12 protein-coding genes are annotated in these 16,602 nt (G+C 70.7%); 6 read left to right on the top strand and 6 right to left on the bottom strand.

The genetic code is table 11. The features are described from left to right. Nucleotides 1–24 precede the first annotated feature (24 nt). Entirely contained in the window at nucleotides 25–2,535 is a 2,511-nt protein-coding gene (locus tag BLW00_RS17180) for a phosphatidylglycerol lysyltransferase domain-containing protein (RefSeq protein WP_092556468.1), read from the bottom strand. A 48-nt stretch (nucleotides 2,536–2,583) separates the two neighbouring features. Between BLW00_RS17180 and BLW00_RS17175 the strand changes: the two genes are divergently transcribed. Then, entirely contained in the window at nucleotides 2,584–2,829 is a 246-nt protein-coding gene (locus BLW00_RS17175) for an acyl-CoA carboxylase subunit epsilon (RefSeq protein ID WP_092556466.1), read from the top strand. A 221-nt stretch (nucleotides 2,830–3,050) separates the two neighbouring features. Here the strand turns inward: BLW00_RS17175 and BLW00_RS17170 are convergent, their stop codons facing one another. From BLW00_RS17170 to BLW00_RS17155, 4 genes are all read right to left on the bottom strand, one after another. Further along, nucleotides 3,051–4,076, bottom strand: coding sequence for a hypothetical protein (locus BLW00_RS17170; protein ID WP_092556464.1), 1,026 nt, complete (start codon nucleotides 4,074–4,076; stop codon nucleotides 3,051–3,053). Then, entirely contained in the window at nucleotides 4,073–5,347 is a 1,275-nt protein-coding gene (locus BLW00_RS17165) for a sensor histidine kinase (protein WP_092556462.1), read from the bottom strand. The genes BLW00_RS17170 and BLW00_RS17165 overlap by 4 nt, the downstream gene beginning before the upstream one ends. Then, nucleotides 5,337–6,002, bottom strand: coding sequence for a response regulator transcription factor (locus BLW00_RS17160; RefSeq protein ID WP_092557153.1), 666 nt, complete (start codon nucleotides 6,000–6,002; stop codon nucleotides 5,337–5,339). Before BLW00_RS17160 ends, BLW00_RS17165 begins: the two co-directional genes overlap by 11 nt. 110 nt (nucleotides 6,003–6,112) lie before the next feature. Beyond that, entirely contained in the window at nucleotides 6,113–7,672 is a 1,560-nt protein-coding gene (locus BLW00_RS17155) for a class I SAM-dependent RNA methyltransferase (protein ID WP_245741652.1), read from the bottom strand. Between the two features lie 31 nt (nucleotides 7,673–7,703). Between BLW00_RS17155 and BLW00_RS17150 the strand changes: the two genes are divergently transcribed. Continuing rightward, a complete protein-coding gene (locus tag BLW00_RS17150) occupies nucleotides 7,704–8,345 on the top strand; it encodes a Maf family protein (RefSeq protein ID WP_175494338.1) in 642 nt (213 codons plus the stop codon). Nucleotides 8,346–8,703: 358 nt separating this feature from the next. Further along, nucleotides 8,704–10,497, top strand: a complete 1,794-nt coding sequence (locus BLW00_RS17145) for an ATP-binding protein (RefSeq protein WP_092556455.1) — start codon at nucleotides 8,704–8,706, stop codon at nucleotides 10,495–10,497. A 71-nt stretch (nucleotides 10,498–10,568) separates the two neighbouring features. Here BLW00_RS17145 and BLW00_RS17140 read toward each other — a convergent pair whose 3' ends face one another. Beyond that, nucleotides 10,569–12,008, bottom strand: coding sequence for an NAD(P)H-quinone dehydrogenase (locus tag BLW00_RS17140; RefSeq protein WP_092556453.1), 1,440 nt, complete (start codon nucleotides 12,006–12,008; stop codon nucleotides 10,569–10,571). A gap of 100 nt (nucleotides 12,009–12,108) precedes the next feature. On the opposite strand from BLW00_RS17140, the gene BLW00_RS17135 reads away from it, so the two are divergent. The 3 genes from BLW00_RS17135 (at nucleotide 12,109) to poxB (ending at nucleotide 16,586) form a co-directional block, all read left to right on the top strand. Then, nucleotides 12,109–12,942, top strand: coding sequence for a purine-nucleoside phosphorylase (locus BLW00_RS17135; RefSeq protein WP_092556451.1), 834 nt, complete (start codon nucleotides 12,109–12,111; stop codon nucleotides 12,940–12,942). A gap of 109 nt (nucleotides 12,943–13,051) precedes the next feature. After that, on the top strand, nucleotides 13,052–14,734 hold the full coding sequence (locus BLW00_RS17130; protein WP_092557151.1) for a phospho-sugar mutase: 1,683 nt from the start codon (nucleotides 13,052–13,054) through the stop codon (nucleotides 14,732–14,734). 118 nt (nucleotides 14,735–14,852) lie between these two features. Beyond that, nucleotides 14,853–16,586 (top strand): ubiquinone-dependent pyruvate dehydrogenase, encoded by a 1,734-nt coding sequence (gene poxB / locus BLW00_RS17125; protein ID WP_092556449.1) that lies wholly within the window; start codon nucleotides 14,853–14,855, stop codon nucleotides 16,584–16,586. Nucleotides 16,587–16,602: the final 16 nt, after the last annotated feature.

The following is a 16,602-nucleotide window of genomic DNA, read 5'->3' as shown; positions in this document are numbered from 1 at the left end:
CCAAGAGAAAACCCTACCGGGGGCTCAGCGCACCAGGGTGCGCACCAACGACACGGCCTCCTTCGGCGACATCGACGGCAAGTAGGCCCGCCCGATCGCCCCGCCGATCGTCGGCAACGCGAGCGGGTCGGGATAGGCCATGTAGATCGTGGAGTAGCTGGGGTTGAACTTCGCCTTGAACTTGAACAGCGACGAGAAGCCGTAGGCCGGCTCGAGGGTGCGCGCGAGGAAGTCGGAGAGCTCGGTCATCACCGTCGGCGCGGGCGGCTCCTCGCCCTTCGGCACAGGCGGCTGGGCCAGCGGGGCGCCGGAGAGGCTCAGCACTTCCACGCCCAACTCCTTCATGTGCAGCGCCGACGAGGCGATCAGGTACTCCATCACGCCCGGCATCGAACCGTCGGCCCTGCGCATGAAGTCGAGCGTGTAGCCCACGGCGACGCCGTCGCGGCACATCGGCAGCCAGCTCGTGACCGCGGCGATGCGCCCCTCGGCGTCGACCGCCAGCATGAGCGCGACATCCGGGTCTTTGATCTCCTCGAGGGCTCCGAGGGTGAAGCCCATCTCGGGCAGCTCCTTCTCCGAGACCCATGCCTCGGAGATCGCGTTGATCTGCGCCACCTTGGTGCGCGAGAGTTCGTCGTAGGTGGTCCAGACCGTCGTCATGCCTTCGCGAACGCCCTTGTTGAGCGAGGAGCGCACGTTCTGCCACGCCTTGCCCGTCATCTCGAGCGACTGCGGATGCATCAGCGTCTCCTCCCCGACCGACATGTACTGCCAGCCCATCCCCTCGAAGACCGGCAGGTACTGGTCGTGCACGCTGTAGAACACCGGCATCCAGCTGTTCGCGTCGCAGAACGCGGCGAATCCTTCGATGGTCTCCTTCTCGGCTCCCTCACGGCAGACCGGATCGGACATGGTGATGGCGACGCCGTTGATCACGCGGTAGGCGACGAAGGCATCCATGTCGTCGGTGAACCAGTAGAGGTTGCCGGGCCACGTCGTCATCCAGCCGAGCGTGCCGCCTCCACCTCGGCGGAGCAGGGCCCGGATGCGCTGGTGGTCGCCCACCGTCACCGAGTGCTCCGTGGCGGTGAGCAGCTGGAATGACGCGATCGTGAAGATCAGCCAGAAGACCGGCCCGATCCATTGGAAGAGGAACAGCGTGACCCCGGCCGCGGGAATCAGCACGTCGCCCGTGATGCCGACCAGCGTCACCGGCAGGAAGCGCCGCGGCAGGTCGAGCACGAGTTCGACGATGCTCGTGCCCGGCGGCGTGAAGTCGTCGAGCGTGAACGCACCCACAACCACGTTGATCAGCGCGAGGGCGAGGAAGGCGCCGACCACGATCACGAGGAAGCGGATGAAAGCCTCCCGCGGCGCCCGCAGCGCGAACCGTTTGCGCGTGACGAAGAGCAGGATGACGACCGCGAGGGGCACGGCGACCGTCGACCCGCCCCAGACGACGTACTCGCCGACGTCGATCGGCTCGAGCGGCGTGGTGTCGTCGACGATCGAGGTCAGCGAGGAGACGAGCCCGAGGAAAACCAGGGCCAGCGCGATCATCGCGAGGTTCGTGACGATGCCGAGCCACAGCGCGAACCGGCGCCCGCGACGCAGGCCCCAGGCCGAGACCAGCAACAGGGCCAGCGGCACGAAGGTCTGCACCACGGGGCCGACGCCGCCGAGCGCTCCGAGCCGGCGGAAGTCGTCGCAGACCCCCGTGGTCGCGGTCGCGCAGAAGGTCTTGATGTCGGCCGCGCTCGGGAAGATGTCGCCGTAGAGGCTGCCGGCGAGCCCGAACGCGCCGGTTCCATTCGGGTTCAGCAGACTCACCAGCGGGCCCACCGCCGTGATCAGCACCACGGCCGCGATGAGCACCCGCACCTCGCCGAAGGAGCTGCGGAGGAACACCATGCCGCGCCGCCGCCGCACGCTCAGGAAGTGCCCGATCACAAGGCCCGCGATGGCGGCGATCAACCGGTAGACGGTGGAGGTGTCGCCGTCGTAGAGGGCGAACATGATGAGGAAGCCGAAGGCGACGAGCCTCACCCGACGGCGCCAGAGCGGCCCCATGAACGCGCTCGCCGCCAGCAGCGAGCCCACGATCGGGGTGAGCGGGTCGACCGTGAGGTCGAAGCTCGTGCCGTCGGCCCACCATTCGCCGGCGAGTGATCCGACCCACTGCACCAGCACGCCGAGGCCGACGCCGATGAGGCCGGTGGCGAGGAACACCGGCACCAGGCGCCGGCGGCCGAGGAGGCGTTCGGCGACCCCGAGCAGGATGAGGGCGGCCAGGATGTCGCCCACCAGCTGGAACGGGTCCCACGGGATGAACAGGGCCGTGAAGATCGTCCACCAGCTGCCCATGTCGACCACGGTGGTGACGCCGGCGGCCCAGGCGGCTTGGGTGTCGGCCGATGCCGGCCCGAAGAAGGTGCCGGTGACGAGTGCGGTCACCAGGATCAGCGCGGCGAAGCTGATACTGAGAGGGATGGTGGCGAGGTATCTCCCCGCGAACGTGATGGTCTTCCTCATGCCGACGATTCCCCTCTGATGCCAGGGTTCTAATGTAGCCTCGTCCGTGTGAACGACGAGGCTACGACATCCACCGGCGAACCGGCGCTCCAGGTTCTCACGACGCGTCTCGCCCCCGAGGAGCTGGCGGCCGTGACAGCTGTCGTGGATTCGGCCGTGGCGGAGGAGCTGGCCCAGTTGCACGACGACGTGCAGATCGGGCCGTCGGCCTGGGAGCGCAGCCAGCGGTCGATGCGCGGTCCCCTGCAGCCCGGGCCCTCGGCGTGGCGCGGGTTCAGCGGCAACCCCCGCTGACCGATTCCTGGATGCTCGCTGAACGCATCCGGAAAAATGTCCACCGAACGGCCTACTGCGCGATGGCGCTCACGCGACCACGATAGACAGTGCTAGGTGTCTCTCTTTGAGTTACATCGCCGGATGCAGGTCGACTAGGGTAAGCGGGCTTGCATTCCGGGGGCGAGTCAGGGCGATATTCGGGTTGTCGTCCTGACTCGAAAGCCTTCCGGGGGTCGAATTCATTCGGCCCCCGGTTCTTCTTCTGCCGGGATGCCGCTCCGTGGCACCTCGAGCCACAGGTCGAGCTCGGCCTCCTCGGCGGGTGCCGCCGCGCGGAGCCCCACGATGGTCACCGCCACCTCCTCGTCGTGATGCGCGGTGCGCACCACGACGCGGTCGGCCGTGGTCTCCCCGATCTCCTTCGCGATCACGGCGGTCACCCGGGCGTGCTCCGCCCGGTCGAGGTCGTCGATCCCGCCGTCGTCGAGCAGGGTCACCTCGACGCCGCGCCGCCGTGCCGCCAGCGCCTCCCGGCGCACGGCGTCGTCGAGCAGGCGGCGGCCCCGGATCTCGTCGCGCATCGCCGCCTCGAGGTGCAGGCACTCCTGCCGATCCTCCTCGCTCAGCAGCCCGTCGCTCGTCACGATGCGGCGCAGCATCGGCGCCACCATCCGGTTCATCTGCCCGAGCCGCACCCGGCGCTCGAAGAACTCGGCCTCTTCCTGGGCGTGCCACTCGGCTGCGCGCTGCTCGGCCTGCTCGAACAGCCGGGCGTCGCGCGACGCCCGCACGATCGCGACCGTCGTGGCGTGCGCAACACCCACCCAGATCGGGCCGCCGATCACCCCGAGGGAGGGCAGCTCGAAGATGTCACTCGACCAGAGCAGCACGGTGAGGATCATGATCGCGATGCCGGCCCACGCGAACCACGGCCGTTGGCGCACGACGGTGATGGTCATCAGGGTGCCGACGGCGCCGATGATCCAGGTGGCGTAGCCGTTGTCGACGCGCGGATCGAGCTGCGTGAGCACGAGGATGAGGCCGACCGTGCAGACGGCGAGGTTGACCGCCGCCAATGGGAGGGGCATCCGGGTCGAGCGCGAGGGCGCGAGGCTCAAAGCCGTCGCCGCCCCGTAGAGTGCCATCGCCACGACCGACGGCCACGGCGTGGGCGGCACGTCGAGCGAGTACACCCCGAGCACGAGGTGATACCCGGAGAAGATGGCGGCGAGTCCGACCAACAGGAAGCGGGGCATCGAGATCATTCGGTCTCCTCGCCCTGGTGAGCGGCGGGCCAGCTGATCACGATCGAGGTGCCCGCGCCGACGACGGAGCGGATGTCGGCGGCGCCGCCCACCGCATCCACGCGCTCGCGGATGGAGATGCGCACGCCGAGGCGATCGGGCGGCACCGCGTCGACGTCGAAGCCGGCGCCCGTGTCGGCGACCACCACCGTGACCGCGGGTCCGCCCGCCGCACCGCGCCCGTGCACCGAGATGGTGCGTGCGGCGCCGTCGCCCGCGTGCTGGATGCTGTTCACGATCGCCTGCACCGTCGCCGAGTAGAGGCCCTCGATCACCCGGGCCGGCACGACCCCGTCGAGGTCGCCGTCGACCGAGAAGCCGATCTCACCGGTGAGCGTCTCGGCGAGCGAGCGCGACCGCTCGACCAGCACCGAGAGCGGCAGATCGGCTGAGCCCTCGGATTCCGCGTCGGCGCTCTGCAGTGCCACGAGCGCCCGCCGGGCCATCTGCACCGCCAGCCTCCGGTCGTCGGACGTGCGGCTGCGCGAGGCGGCGAGGAGGGTGGAGAGCACGCGGTCGTGGATCACGGTGTCGACCCGGGTGCGCTCCTGTTCGGCGGCGTGCCGCTTGGCCGCATCCGCGTATCGGCGCACGGCGGTGCCCTGCGCCTCGTCGACCTGGCTGGCGGTGCTGCGCAGGGTCGTGATGACCATCACGACGAAGGAGCCGAGCAGCAGGGCGTAGAACGCGTCGAGCAGCGCGAGCTGCCATGACGCCCCTCCGCCCGCGGGCAGCACGCGCAGCACCGCGAAGATCGCCGGAACCGCGATGGTGTACGCGGCGGCCCAGAAGGTGGAGAAGGAGATGCCGGCGGCCCCGATGGCCACGATCACGATGTACCAGAGCCACGGCTGGGTGCCGATGGCCGCGGTGGGGCTGCGCACCGCCAGCGGCCAGAGCACGAGCGTCACCACGAAGACGCAGGCGACCACGCCCATGCTGATCCGCACCCCGCGGCCGGCGAGCGAACAGATGAAGGCGACCCCGATCGATCCGAACAGAGCGATGGTGACGGCCCACGCCCACTCGGGTCGGAGAGTCGCGGCGGACTCGTCGAGCACCGGGATGGAGAGCAGAGCGAAGATGAACCCGAACAGTCCCTCGAGGCGCGCCAGGGTCGAATCGATCTGCGCCCGGCTGAGCGGGGGGCGGGGGCCCGGCACCGCACCGCGCCACTGCCCGCCGCGCGAGCCCTGCGCCTCGCGCGTCGTGGGGCTCGGGCTATTCGACATGCCCGTGTTCGTCGAGGGCGAGGATGCCGTCCTCCACCGCCCGGCGCAGCAGCTCCACCTTCGAGCGGGCGGGCCGGCCCACCTCCACGTACTTCGCGCGGATGCGGTCGAGGTACTCCTTCGCGGTCGACACCTTGATGTTGAGCTTCAGCGCCACCTGCGAGAGCGGGAGCCCGCTGGCGTAGAGGTGCAGCACGTCGCGTTCGCGCTGGGCCAGCTGCGCCTTGCCGAACTCGCGGTCGGCGTCGATGGCGCTCGCCCACTCGAGATTGTTGAGCACGTCGCCGCGCGCGACCGCGGCGATGGCGGCCATCACGGTGCTGGTGGCCGCTGATTTCGGGATGACGCCGGCCGCGCCCGCGGCGAGGGCCTCGCGCACCAGCCCGACCCGGTCGGCGATGCTGTGCACGAGCACCGCCGCCCCCATGGAGCGGGCGTGCTGCACGTTCTCGGTCACGGTGAAGTCGTCGCCGAGGCTGAGGTCGAGCACGATGACGTCGCAGCTGCGACCCGCGAGCGCCACCCAGAGCTCGCTCACCGAGGGGCAGGCGGCCACCACCTCGTAGCCGGCCTCCCGGCAGGCGGCACGGATGCCGAGGCGCACCGATTCGTGGTCGTCGACGATCGCGACCTGCACGGCACGCTCGCGCTGCACCGTCGCATCCGCTTCCGCTGCCGCCCCGTCGCTCTCGTCGTGCACCGTTCACCCCTCGCGAAGACTGGCCATCAGTCTACGGCGGCGGCTTTCCGCACCGCACGGATGCGTCAGGGCTTGACCAGCACCCCGATCGTCTCGAGGTGGTGCGTGTGCGGGAAGAGGTCGTAGGCGCGCACCGCGTCGAGCTCGTAGCCGCCCTCGCGGAAGAGGGCGACGTCGCGCGCGAACGCCACCGGGTCGCAGGCCACGTAGACCACCTGAGCGACGTCGAGCCGGATGAGGGAGGCGACCACCTCTTTGCCCGCGCCGGAGCGCGGCGGGTCGATCACCATGGTCGCGGCCTGGAGCCTTCGGCGGTCGTCGGAACTCGCCACCTTCTCGAGTTCGGCGAGATAGCGGTCGACCCGGCCGGTCACGGCGCGGGCGCCGATCCACTCGGCGAGGTTCTCGGAGGCGTGGTCGGTGGCGGTCGCGTCGCTCTCGACGCTCGTGATGCGGGTGGCGGGGCCGAAGCGGTCGCCGATGGCGGCGGCGAGCAGGCCCACGCCGCCGTAGAGGTCGTGGTTGGCTGCCCGCGGGTCGAAGAGGTCTTCGCGGGTGAGTTCGCCCACCGCTCGGGAGAGGGTGCGCGCGGCGTCGCGGTGAACCTGCCAGAACCCGTTCTCCGCCAGACGGAACTCGCGCTCGCCGACGCGTTCGACGATCGTGGCGGGGGCATCGGCACGTGGGGCGCCGGATGCGCGCGGTGCGGTGGCGCCCCCGGTCGCGCGGGAGTCCGCCCGGTCATTGCGCGCCCGCGTCGCGGACGGCACGTCGTCGGCCAGGCCGTCGTCAGCCCATCCGGATCGGCCACGGCCGTCGCCCGGACGCGCCTGGCCTCCCGAGGCCGCCGAACTCCCCCCTCCACCGCCGCGGCGATCTCGGCCGGCAGCACCGCGCCCGGAGTTGCGGCCGGCTCCTCGTGCACCGTCTCGGCCGCGGCCGCCCGTCTTCGAGCGCTCGGCCGGCACGAGCGAGACGCGCAGCTCGCCGTCGGCGGTCTCGACGAATTCCACCGCCGCAGCGCCCTGGGCGTCGCCGCGCAGCGTCTTCGCGACCTCCCGCGCCTCGGCCTCGATGGCCTCGGTCGCAAGCGGCAGGTCGTCGACCGCGATCACCGTGTGCGAGCGCGCGGCGTAGGGGCCGACACGTCCGCCCGGGCCGACGTGCAGCCGCACCCGCGTGCGCCAGCGCGTGCCGCCTGCCGCACCGGAATCGACTCGTCCCGAATCGTGAGCCGCATCGGCTCCGATCGGCTCGACCTCGACGGCGCGGGTGATGCCGCCGAAGCGGCGGAGCGCATCCGTCAGCACCTCGCTTTTCAGGGAGCGCTGCCGCTCGAGCGCGATGTGGCCGAACTCCGCCCCACCGGCCCGCAGTTCGGGCGCACGCTCCAGCGCGGCCGCGGCCCAGACATGGGGGCGGCGGTCGGGCGAGGCGGTCAGCACCTCGACGGTGTCGGCCCGCCAGAACGACGACTTGCTGTCGTCGGCGATGCGGGCGAGCACCCGCTCGCCCGGGATCGCGTCGGCGACGAAGACCACGCGGCCGTCGAGTCGCGCCACCATGACCCCGCCGTGGGCTACATTGTCGATGTCCAGCTCGACGAGCTCGTTCTGGTCTTCCATCCCCCGAGCATTTCACAGCAAAGGCGGACCCGTGCGTCTCTACCTCGCCTCCACCTCCCCGGCCCGGCTGGCGCTGCTGCGTCAGATCGGCATCGAACCGGTCGTCGTGCCCTCCGAGGTCGACGAAGACGCCGTGGTCGACGACGCGGTCGCCGCGAACGGGCCGCTGACCACGGATGCGATGGTGCAGCTCCTCGCGCGGGCGAAGGCGGAGGCGGTGGCCGCGGCGGGCACTCTGTCCGACGGGTCGCCGATCGACGGGTTCGTGCTCGGCGGCGACTCGGCATTCGAACTCGGGGGTGTGGCCTACGGCAAGCCGCACCAGCCCGCGGTGGCCCGGGAGCGGTGGCTCGCCCAGCGCGGCCGCACGGGCGTGCTGCACTCGGGCCACTGGCTGATCGACCACCGCGGCGGCGCGCCGCGCGGTGCGGCCGGGCGAACGGATCATGCCGAACTCACCTTCGCCGACGACATCACCGAGAGCGAGATCGACGCCTACGTCGCCTCGGGCGAGCCCCTCCTGGTGGCCGGCGCCTTCACCATCGACGGCCTGGCCGCGCCCTTCATCCGCACCATCACGGGTGCTCCCTCGGCGGTCATCGGCATGTCCCTTCCCGTCGTGCGAGACCTGCTCCGCGACTTCGGGGTGGAGTGGACCGACCTCTGGCACTGAGGTCGCGCTGGGGGAGAACACTGACCCGTCCCCGGAGGTCCCACCGCGATTGCGAGCCGCGGGCCGCGCTCAACGACCCAGAGTGAGCGCGCGCCGCGATTGAAAGCCGCGGGCCGCGCTCGACGACCCAGGGTGAGCGCGCGGCCGCTTTGCGACCGCACGCGAACATGTCGCCCGGCGCCGCAGAAGCGGCGGCGCCGGCAACGAGCGACGCGTCAGCCGCAGGCCGACGCATCGCGGGAAGTCGCGGTGGGTACCCAAAGTTCACCCACGTTGTAGACACTGCGACTGCTTCGCGCGCCATTTTTGTGCGCATATGCCAAATCAGCGATGGGATGCGGCAATAGGCTGGGTCATTATGCCGCGTATCACCAAGGTCCTCATCGCCAACCGTGGCGAAATCGCCGTTCGAGTCATCCGGGCAGCCCGCGACAGCGGCATCGCGTCGGTGGCGGTCTACGCCGACCAGGATCGGGACGCGCTGCACGCTCAGCTGGCCGACGAGTCGTACGCCCTCGACGGCACCACGAGCGCCGAGACCTATCTGGTGATCGACAAGATCCTCTCCGTCGCCCGCCGCTCCGGCGCCGACGCGGTGCACCCGGGCTACGGCTTCCTGGCCGAGAACGCCGACTTCGCGCGCGCCGTGATCGAGGCCGGACTCACCTGGATCGGCCCCTCACCCGAGGCCATCGAGAAGCTCGGCGACAAGGTCTCTGCCCGCCACGTGGCCGAGAAGGTCGGCGCACCGCTCGCGCCCGGCACGATCGACCCGGTCTCCGGGGCCGACGAGGTGCTCGAGTTCGTGGCCGAGCACGGACTGCCGGTGGCCATCAAAGCGGCCTTCGGTGGAGGCGGACGCGGCCTCAAGGTCGCGCGCACCATCGACGAGGTGCCCGAGATGTTCGAGTCGGCCACCCGCGAGGCGATCGCGGCGTTCGGCCGCGGCGAGTGCTTCGTCGAGAAGTACCTCGACCGTCCGCGCCACGTCGAGACGCAGTGCCTCGCGGATGCCTACGGAAACGTGGTCGTCGTCTCCACCCGCGATTGCTCGCTGCAGCGCCGGCATCAGAAGCTCGTCGAGGAGGCTCCCGCGCCCTACCTCTCGAAGGAGCAGAACGACCTCCTCTACTCGGCCTCGAAGGCGATCCTGCGCGAGGTCGGCTACCTCGGCGCCGGCACCTGCGAGTTCCTCGTGGGCAAAGACGGCACCATCTCGTTCCTCGAGGTGAACACCCGGCTGCAGGTCGAGCATCCGGTCTCCGAGGAGATCACCGGCATCGACCTGGTGCGGGAGCAGTTCCGGCTCGCCGAGGGCGGCACGCTCGACTACGCCGACCCGGTGCCGCACGGTCACTCCTTCGAGTTCCGCATCAACGGCGAGGACCCGGGCCGGTCGTTCCTGCCCTCCCCCGGCCCCATCCACGTGTTCAAGCCCGCCGGCGGTCCCGGCGTGCGCGTCGACTCGGGCGTGCAGGCGGGCGACGTGATCTCGGGCGCCTTCGACTCCCTGCTCGCCAAGCTCATCGTCACCGGCGCGACCCGCGAGGAGGCGCTCGATCGCGCCCGCCGGGCCCTCGACGAGTTCGAGGTGGCGGGTCTGCCGACCGTGCTGCCGTTCCACCGCGACGTCGTGCGCAACGCGGCGTTCGCCCCCGCCGACGGCGAGCCCTTCGGCATCTACACGCGCTGGATCGAGACCGACTACGAGAACCCGGCCGAGCCGTGGAGCGGATCGCTCGAAGACCCCGCACCGTCGGCCGAACGCCGCACCGTGATCGTGGAGGTCGACGGCAAGCGCGTGGAGGTGGCGCTGCCCTCACGGCTCGTCGCCGCCGGAGCGCGCGTTGCCGGGCACGGAGCCGGTGGCTCGCGCACGATCGGGGCTCCGCCGAAGCGGCGCGGCGCATCCGTCGCCGGTCTCGCGACCGCCACGGGCGACTCGGTGAAGGCGCCGATGCAGGCGACCGTGGTGAAGATCGCGGTCGAGGCCGGCGACAAGGTCGTCAAGGGCGACCTCGTGCTGGTGCTGGAGGCCATGAAGATGGAGCAGCCCATCACGGCGCACAAAGACGGCACCATCGGCAACATCTCGGCGACGGTCGGTTCGACGGTCTCGTCGGGCCACATCCTCCTGGACATCTCCGCCTGACCCTCCTCGCGACCCGTCAAAAAACGCCCTAAACCTGAGGATTTGGGGCCTTTTTTGACGGGTCGCGATGATTACAGCACGATGTGCATGGCGCGGGCGGCGTCGGAGATGCTGCCGGAAAGGCTCGGGTAGACCGTGAAGGCGCGGGAGACCTGGTCGACCGTGAGGCGGTGTTCGACGGCGAGAGCGATCGGGAAGATGAGCTCCGAGGCGTTGGGAGCCACGACGACGCCGCCGATGACCGTGCCCGATCCGGTGCGCGCGAACAGCTTCACGAAGCCGTCCTTGATGCCCATCATCTTCGCCCGCGGGTTCGACGAGAGCGGCAGCTTGTAGATGTCGCCCTGGGCGATACCCTCTTCGATCTGCCGCTGGGTCCAGCCCACGGTGGCGATCTGCGGCTGAGTGAAGATGTTCGAGGCCACGTTGCGGAGCTCCGTGGGGTTCACGGCGTCGCCCATCGCGTGGAACATCGCCGTGCGACCCTGCATCGAGGCGACGGATGCCAGCGGCAGGAAGGTCGTGCAGTCACCGGCCGCGTAGATGTTCGGCGCGCTCGTGCGGGCCACGCGGTTCACCCGGATGTGCCCCGACTCACTCAGCTGGACGCCCGCGGACTCGAGCCCGATGCCCTTCGTGTTCGGGATCGAGCCGACCGCCATCAAGCAGTGCGAGCCCTCCACCGTGGTGCCGTCGGACAACGTGGCGACGACGCCGTCGGCCGTGCGCTCGACCGAGTCGGCCCGCGACTTCGAGAGCACCGTCATGCCGTTGCGCTTGAACACGTTCTCGATGACGGCCGCTGCATCCGCGTCCTCGCCCGGCAGCACCTGGTCGCGCGAGGAGATCAGGGTCACCTTCGACCCGAGCGCCGTGTAGGCCGAGGCGAACTCGGCGCCGGTGACACCCGACCCCACCACGATGAGGTGCTCGGGGATGGCGGTGAGGCTGTACAGCTGCGTCCAGGTGAAGATGCGCTCGCCGTCGGGAACGGCGGAGGAGAGGATGCGCGGGCTGGCCCCCACGGAGACGACGATGGTGTCGGCGTCGATCTGGTCGAAGTCGGTGCCGTCGGGGCCCGCGGCGGTGGAGACGATCACCGAGTCCGGCCCGTCGAGCCGGCCGTGGCCCTGCACGATCTTGACCCCGGCGCGGATGAGACTGGCCCGCATGTCTTCGGACTGCTGGCGCGCCAGCCCCAGCAGTCGCTTGTTCACGGCGGTGAGGTTCACCGCGACCTCGGGCCGCACCGGGCGCCCGGTGGTCTCGGAGCGGCTGAAGAACTGCACACCGAGGTCGGCGGCCTCGCCGATGGCGTTCGTGGCCTCCGCGACCGCGATCAGGGTCTTCGAGGGCACCACGTCGGTGAGCACGGCCGAGCCGCCCACCCCGACCTGCTCCACGAGCGTCACGTCACCCCCGAGCTGCGCTCCGGCGATCGCGGCGTCGTATCCGCCGGGCCCACCGCCGACGACGGCGATCCTCTGCTTGCGCTCGAACTCATTGCCCATGACGTCATTCTCCCGTAGCCACGCACCCCCGCCAAACCAATGGCACGTGAACGCCCGGCCGACTCGGCGCGAAGGCTCCGGCATTGAATAGAGTGGGTGGATGGCGACACCGGCACAGAACCCCCTCGACCTTCCCGCAACCGATCCCTTCGAGGTGGCCCGCGAGGCCGCCGCGCAGATCGCCGAGCTCACCGGCGTCGCGCGTCACGACGTCGCCCTCACCCTCGGCAGCGGCTGGGGCAAGGCCGCCGACCTGCTCGGCGAGACCATCGCCACCGTCCCCGCCACCGAGGTGGTGGGGTTCGGTGAACCCGCCGTTCCCGGCCACGTCGGATCGCTGCGATCCATCCGCCTTCCCACCGGCAAGCACGCGCTCGTCATCGGCGCCCGCACGCACTACTACGAGGGCCATGGCGTGCGCCGGGTCGTGCACAGCGTGCGCACCGCGGCTGCCACGGGCGCCTCGGTCATGGTTCTCACCAACGGCGCGGGCGGCATCAAGGAGACCTGGACCCCGGGCACCCCGGTGCTGATCAGCGACCACATCAACCTCACCGCCGACTCACCGCTCGAGGGCGCCACCTTCATCGACCTCACCGACCTCTACTCGAGCCGCCTGCGCGACGTGGCCCGCGGCGTCGATCCCTCGCTCGACGAGGGCGTGTACGTGCAGTTCCGCGGCCCGCACTACGAGACTCCCGCCGAGGTGCAGATGGCCAAGACCATCGGTGGCCACATCGTGGGCATGTCGACGGCACTCGAGGCCATCGCCGCCCGCGAGGCCGGCATGGAGATCATCGGCTTCTCTCTGATCACGAACCTCGCCGCCGGCATCCAGAAGACCCCGCTCTCCCACGCGGAGGTGATCGAGGCCGGCCGGAACGCCGAGGGCGTGATCGGCGACCTGCTCGCCCGCGTCGTGACGGCCCTGTGACGACGGCGACGGGAGTGCGCCCGTGAGCGGATACCCCGAGGCACCGGTCGGCGGCAACGACGACCTGCCCAACGACGTCGAGCGCCTGGCTGAAGCCGCGGTGGCCTGGATGTCCCAGGATCCGGATGCGGAGACCCGCGCCGAGCTCGGTTCCCTCCTCGAGTCGGTCGGGTCGAGCGATCCGGATGCGGTCGCCGAGCTGCGCTCCCGATTCGGCGAGCGCCTCGCCTTCGGCACGGCCGGCCTCCGGGGCGAGCTGGCCGCCGGGCCCAACCGCATGAACCGGGTGCTCGTGGGGCAGGCGGCCGCCGGTCTCGCGGCCTTCCTCGTGGAGCGTGCGCATCCGGGAACCCGCCCCTCGATCGTCATCGGCTACGACGGCCGCAAGAACTCCCGGGTGTTCGCCACCGACACGGCGGAGATCCTGGCCGGCGCGGGCGTGCGCGCCGTGCTGCTGCCGCGCCTCTTGCCCACGCCGCTCGTGGCCTTCGCCGTGCGCGACCTCGGTGTGAGCGCCGGCGTGATGGTGACCGCCTCGCACAACCCGCCGCGCGACAACGGCTACAAGGTCTACCTCGGCGATGCCGACGAGGGCTCGCAGATCGTGCCGCCGGCCGATGCGGAGATCGCCGCGCACATCCTCCGCGTGGCCGAGACGGTGGCTCTGCCCGACGTGCCGCGGTCGCCGGACTACGAGATCGCCGACGAGAGCGTGGTGGAGCGCTACGTGACCGCCACCGCAGGCCTCGCGTCCGCGCCGAGCGGCACCGGCACGGACGGCGGCGACGGCATCGGCGCTCCCCTCTCCGTCGTCTACACCGCCATGCACGGCGTCGGCTGGGAGACCTTCGCGCGGGTGCTCGACGCGGCCGGCTTCCCGCGCCCCGCACTCGTGGCGCAGCAGATCGCGCCCGACGCCGCCTTTCCGACCGTCTCGTTCCCGAACCCCGAGGAGCCGGGCGCCCTCGACCTCTCCTATGAGGCCGCCCGCGCCGCGCACGCCGACCTCATCGTGGCGAACGACCCCGACGCCGACCGGCTGGCCGTCGCCATCCCCGACGAGCGCGAGGCCGAGGGCTATCGCCGGCTCACCGGCAACGAGGTGGGGCAGCTGCTCGGCTGGCAGGCCGCCGTGGCCGCGGCCGCGCGACCGGGTGGCGCGGCCGGCGCGACGCTGGCGTGCTCGATCGTCTCCTCGCCCGCGCTCGGCGTGGTGGCGGCGGCCTACGGACTCGGCTGGGTGGAGACCCTCACCGGCTTCAAGTGGGTCTCCCGCGCCCCCGGCCTCGTGTTCGGCTACGAGGAAGCACTCGGCTACCTTGTGAACCCCGAGACCGTGCGCGACAAAGACGGCATCTCGGCCGCGATCGCCTTTCTCTCCCTCGCGCGGGAGCTCGCGGCATCCGGTCGCACGATCGCCGACCGCCTCGACGAGTTCAGCGAGCGGTTCGGTCACTACGGTTCGGCGCAGATCTCGCTGCGGGTCACCGATCTCTCCGAGATCGACCGGGTGATGACGCGACTGCGAAGCTCCCCGCCGAGTGACATCGGCGGCCTGCCCGTGGAGCGGATCGACGACCTGAACCGCGCCGACGGAGCGGTTCCCGCGAGCGACGTGCTGCGGATCGTGTTGCCCGGCGCCCGCGTGATGGTGCGCCCGAGCGGCACGGAGCCGAAACTCAAGATCTACCTCGACGCCTGGAGCACCCGGGGCGGACTCGGCGAGCGGCACGACGCCGTGGTCGAGGTGCTGCAGAAGCTCGAGGGCGGGATGCGCGACCGCATCTCCTGAGGCGGCCCCTGGGCCGCAGCGCCCGACCGGGGACTGTCCCCGCGAGGGCCACCCGCCAGGGGCTCCGCCCGGGTAGCGTGGAGGCGTCCGACGCCAGAGTCACGGAACGGGGTCCACCATGCCGACAGTCGCCGACACCATCGTCGAGATCATCGCGGATGCGGGGGTGCGGCGGGTCTACGGGTTGCCGGGCGACTCGCTGAACGGGTTCACCGATGCCATCCGCCGCAACGGCGCCGTGGCCTGGGAGCACGTGCGGCACGAGGAGGCGGCAGCGTTCGCGGCGGCCGCCGACGCGGCGCTCACGGGCGACCTCGCCGTCTGCGCGGGCAGCTGCGGCCCGGGCAACCTGCACCTCGTCAACGGACTCTTCGACGCGAACCGCAGCCGGGTTCCCGTGCTCGCGATCGCGGCGCACATCCCGGCCGCCGAGATCGGCAGCGGGTACTTCCAGGAGACGCATCCGCAGGAGCTGTTCCGCGAGTGCAGCGTCTACGTCGAGCTGGTGAGCGTGCCCGAGCAGCTGCCCCGGGTGCTGGAGATCGCGATGCGCACGGCGGTCGAGAAGCGCGGGGTCGCCGTGGTGGTGGTGCCGGGCGAGATCTTCCTCACCGCGAGTGCGGGCCGCGCGAAGTCGGCGCCGATCGTGGCGACACGGAGTGTGGTGCGACCGGACGACGCGTCGCTCGCTGCGGCAGCCGACATCCTGAACTCGGCGAAGAAGGTCACGATCCTCGGCGGCGCGGGCACCGAGGGCGCGCACGCGAAGGTGCTCGAGATCGCCGGGCGGTTGGAGGCTCCGATCGTGCACGCGCTCCGGGGCAAGGAGTTCCTGGAGTATGACAACCCCTACGACGTGGGCATGACGGGGCTGCTGGGGTTCGCATCCGGATACCGCGCGATGGAGAGCTGCGACGCCCTGCTGATGCTCGGCACCGACTTCCCGTACCAGCAGTTCTATCCGTCGAAGGCGAAGATCGTGCAGGTCGACATCCGCGGCGAACAGCTGGGGCGGCGTGCGCCGCTCGACTTGGGACTCGTGGGCGACGTGGGCGACACCATCGACGCGCTGCTGCCCTTGCTGACGCAGAAGAAGAGCTCGCGGCATCTCGACTCGGCGCGCGCGCACTACGCCAAGACGCGCAAGGAGCTCGACGGACTGGCCGACAACGACCGCAATCGCGAGCCGATCCATCCGCAGTACCTGGCGCGGTTGGTGAGCGAGCTGGCCACCGAGGATGCGGTGTTCATCCCGGATGTCGGGTCTCCCGTCGTGTGGGCCGCCCGCTATCTCGAGATGAACGGATCGCGACGGCTGCTCGGATCGTTCAGTCACGGCACCATGGCCAACGCGCTGCCTCACGCGATCGGGGCGCAGACGGCGTTCCCGGGCCGGCAGGTGATCGCGCTCTCGGGCGACGGCGGGCTCGGGATGCTCTTCGGCGAGTTGCTCACCGTGCGGCAGAACAAGCTGCCGGTGAAGATCGTGGTATTCAACAACTCCTCGCTCAACTTCGTGGAGGTGGAGATGAAGGCGGCCGGCTTCGTGAACTACGGAACCGGGCTCGACAATCCGAACTTCGCCGATGTCGCGAACGCGATGGGCATCCACGGTCAGCGGGTGGAGAAACCCGACGACCTGCGGGGTGCTCTGCAGGCGGCGTTCGCGCACGACGGGCCGGCGCTCGTCGACGTGGTGACCGCGCGGCAGGAGCTCTCCATCCCACCCGCGATCACGGCCGGGCAGGTGAAGGGGTTCACGCTCTACGCGATGCGCACCATCCTGTCGGGGCGCGGCGACGAGCTGGTCGACCTGGCCGACACGAACGTCTTCCGCCGCCTCTTCGACTGAGCGCCGGCTAGGCGCT

The sequence above is a fragment of the Herbiconiux ginsengi genome (genome assembly GCF_900107435.1).
Classification (GTDB): Bacteria; Actinomycetota; Actinomycetes; order Actinomycetales; family Microbacteriaceae; genus Herbiconiux; species Herbiconiux ginsengi.
The sequence above is the reverse complement of the archived record's forward strand: the minus strand, read 5'-3'. Positions and strand labels throughout refer to the sequence as shown.

What these genes read in the sequence shown, in the direction of transcription:
- BLW00_RS17145 (WP_092556455.1), top strand. Translation starts at nt 8,704, where the DNA reads ATGCCGCGTATCACCAAGGTCCTCATCGCCAACCGTGGCGAAATCGCC.
- BLW00_RS17130 (WP_092557151.1), top strand. Translation starts at nt 13,052, where the DNA reads ATGTCCCAGGATCCGGATGCGGAGACCCGCGCCGAGCTCGGTTCCCTC.
- BLW00_RS17165 (WP_092556462.1), bottom strand. Translation starts at nt 5,347, where the DNA reads ATGTCGAATAGCCCGAGCCCCACGACGCGCGAGGCGCAGGGCTCGCGC.
- BLW00_RS17180 (WP_092556468.1), bottom strand. Translation starts at nt 2,535, where the DNA reads ATGAGGAAGACCATCACGTTCGCGGGGAGATACCTCGCCACCATCCCT.
- BLW00_RS17155 (WP_245741652.1), bottom strand. Translation starts at nt 7,672, where the DNA reads ATGGAAGACCAGAACGAGCTCGTCGAGCTGGACATCGACAATGTAGCC.
- BLW00_RS17170 (WP_092556464.1), bottom strand. Translation starts at nt 4,076, where the DNA reads ATGATCTCGATGCCCCGCTTCCTGTTGGTCGGACTCGCCGCCATCTTC.
- poxB (WP_092556449.1), top strand. Translation starts at nt 14,853, where the DNA reads ATGCCGACAGTCGCCGACACCATCGTCGAGATCATCGCGGATGCGGGG.
- BLW00_RS17135 (WP_092556451.1), top strand. Translation starts at nt 12,109, where the DNA reads ATGGCGACACCGGCACAGAACCCCCTCGACCTTCCCGCAACCGATCCC.
- BLW00_RS17140 (WP_092556453.1), bottom strand. Translation starts at nt 12,008, where the DNA reads ATGGGCAATGAGTTCGAGCGCAAGCAGAGGATCGCCGTCGTCGGCGGT.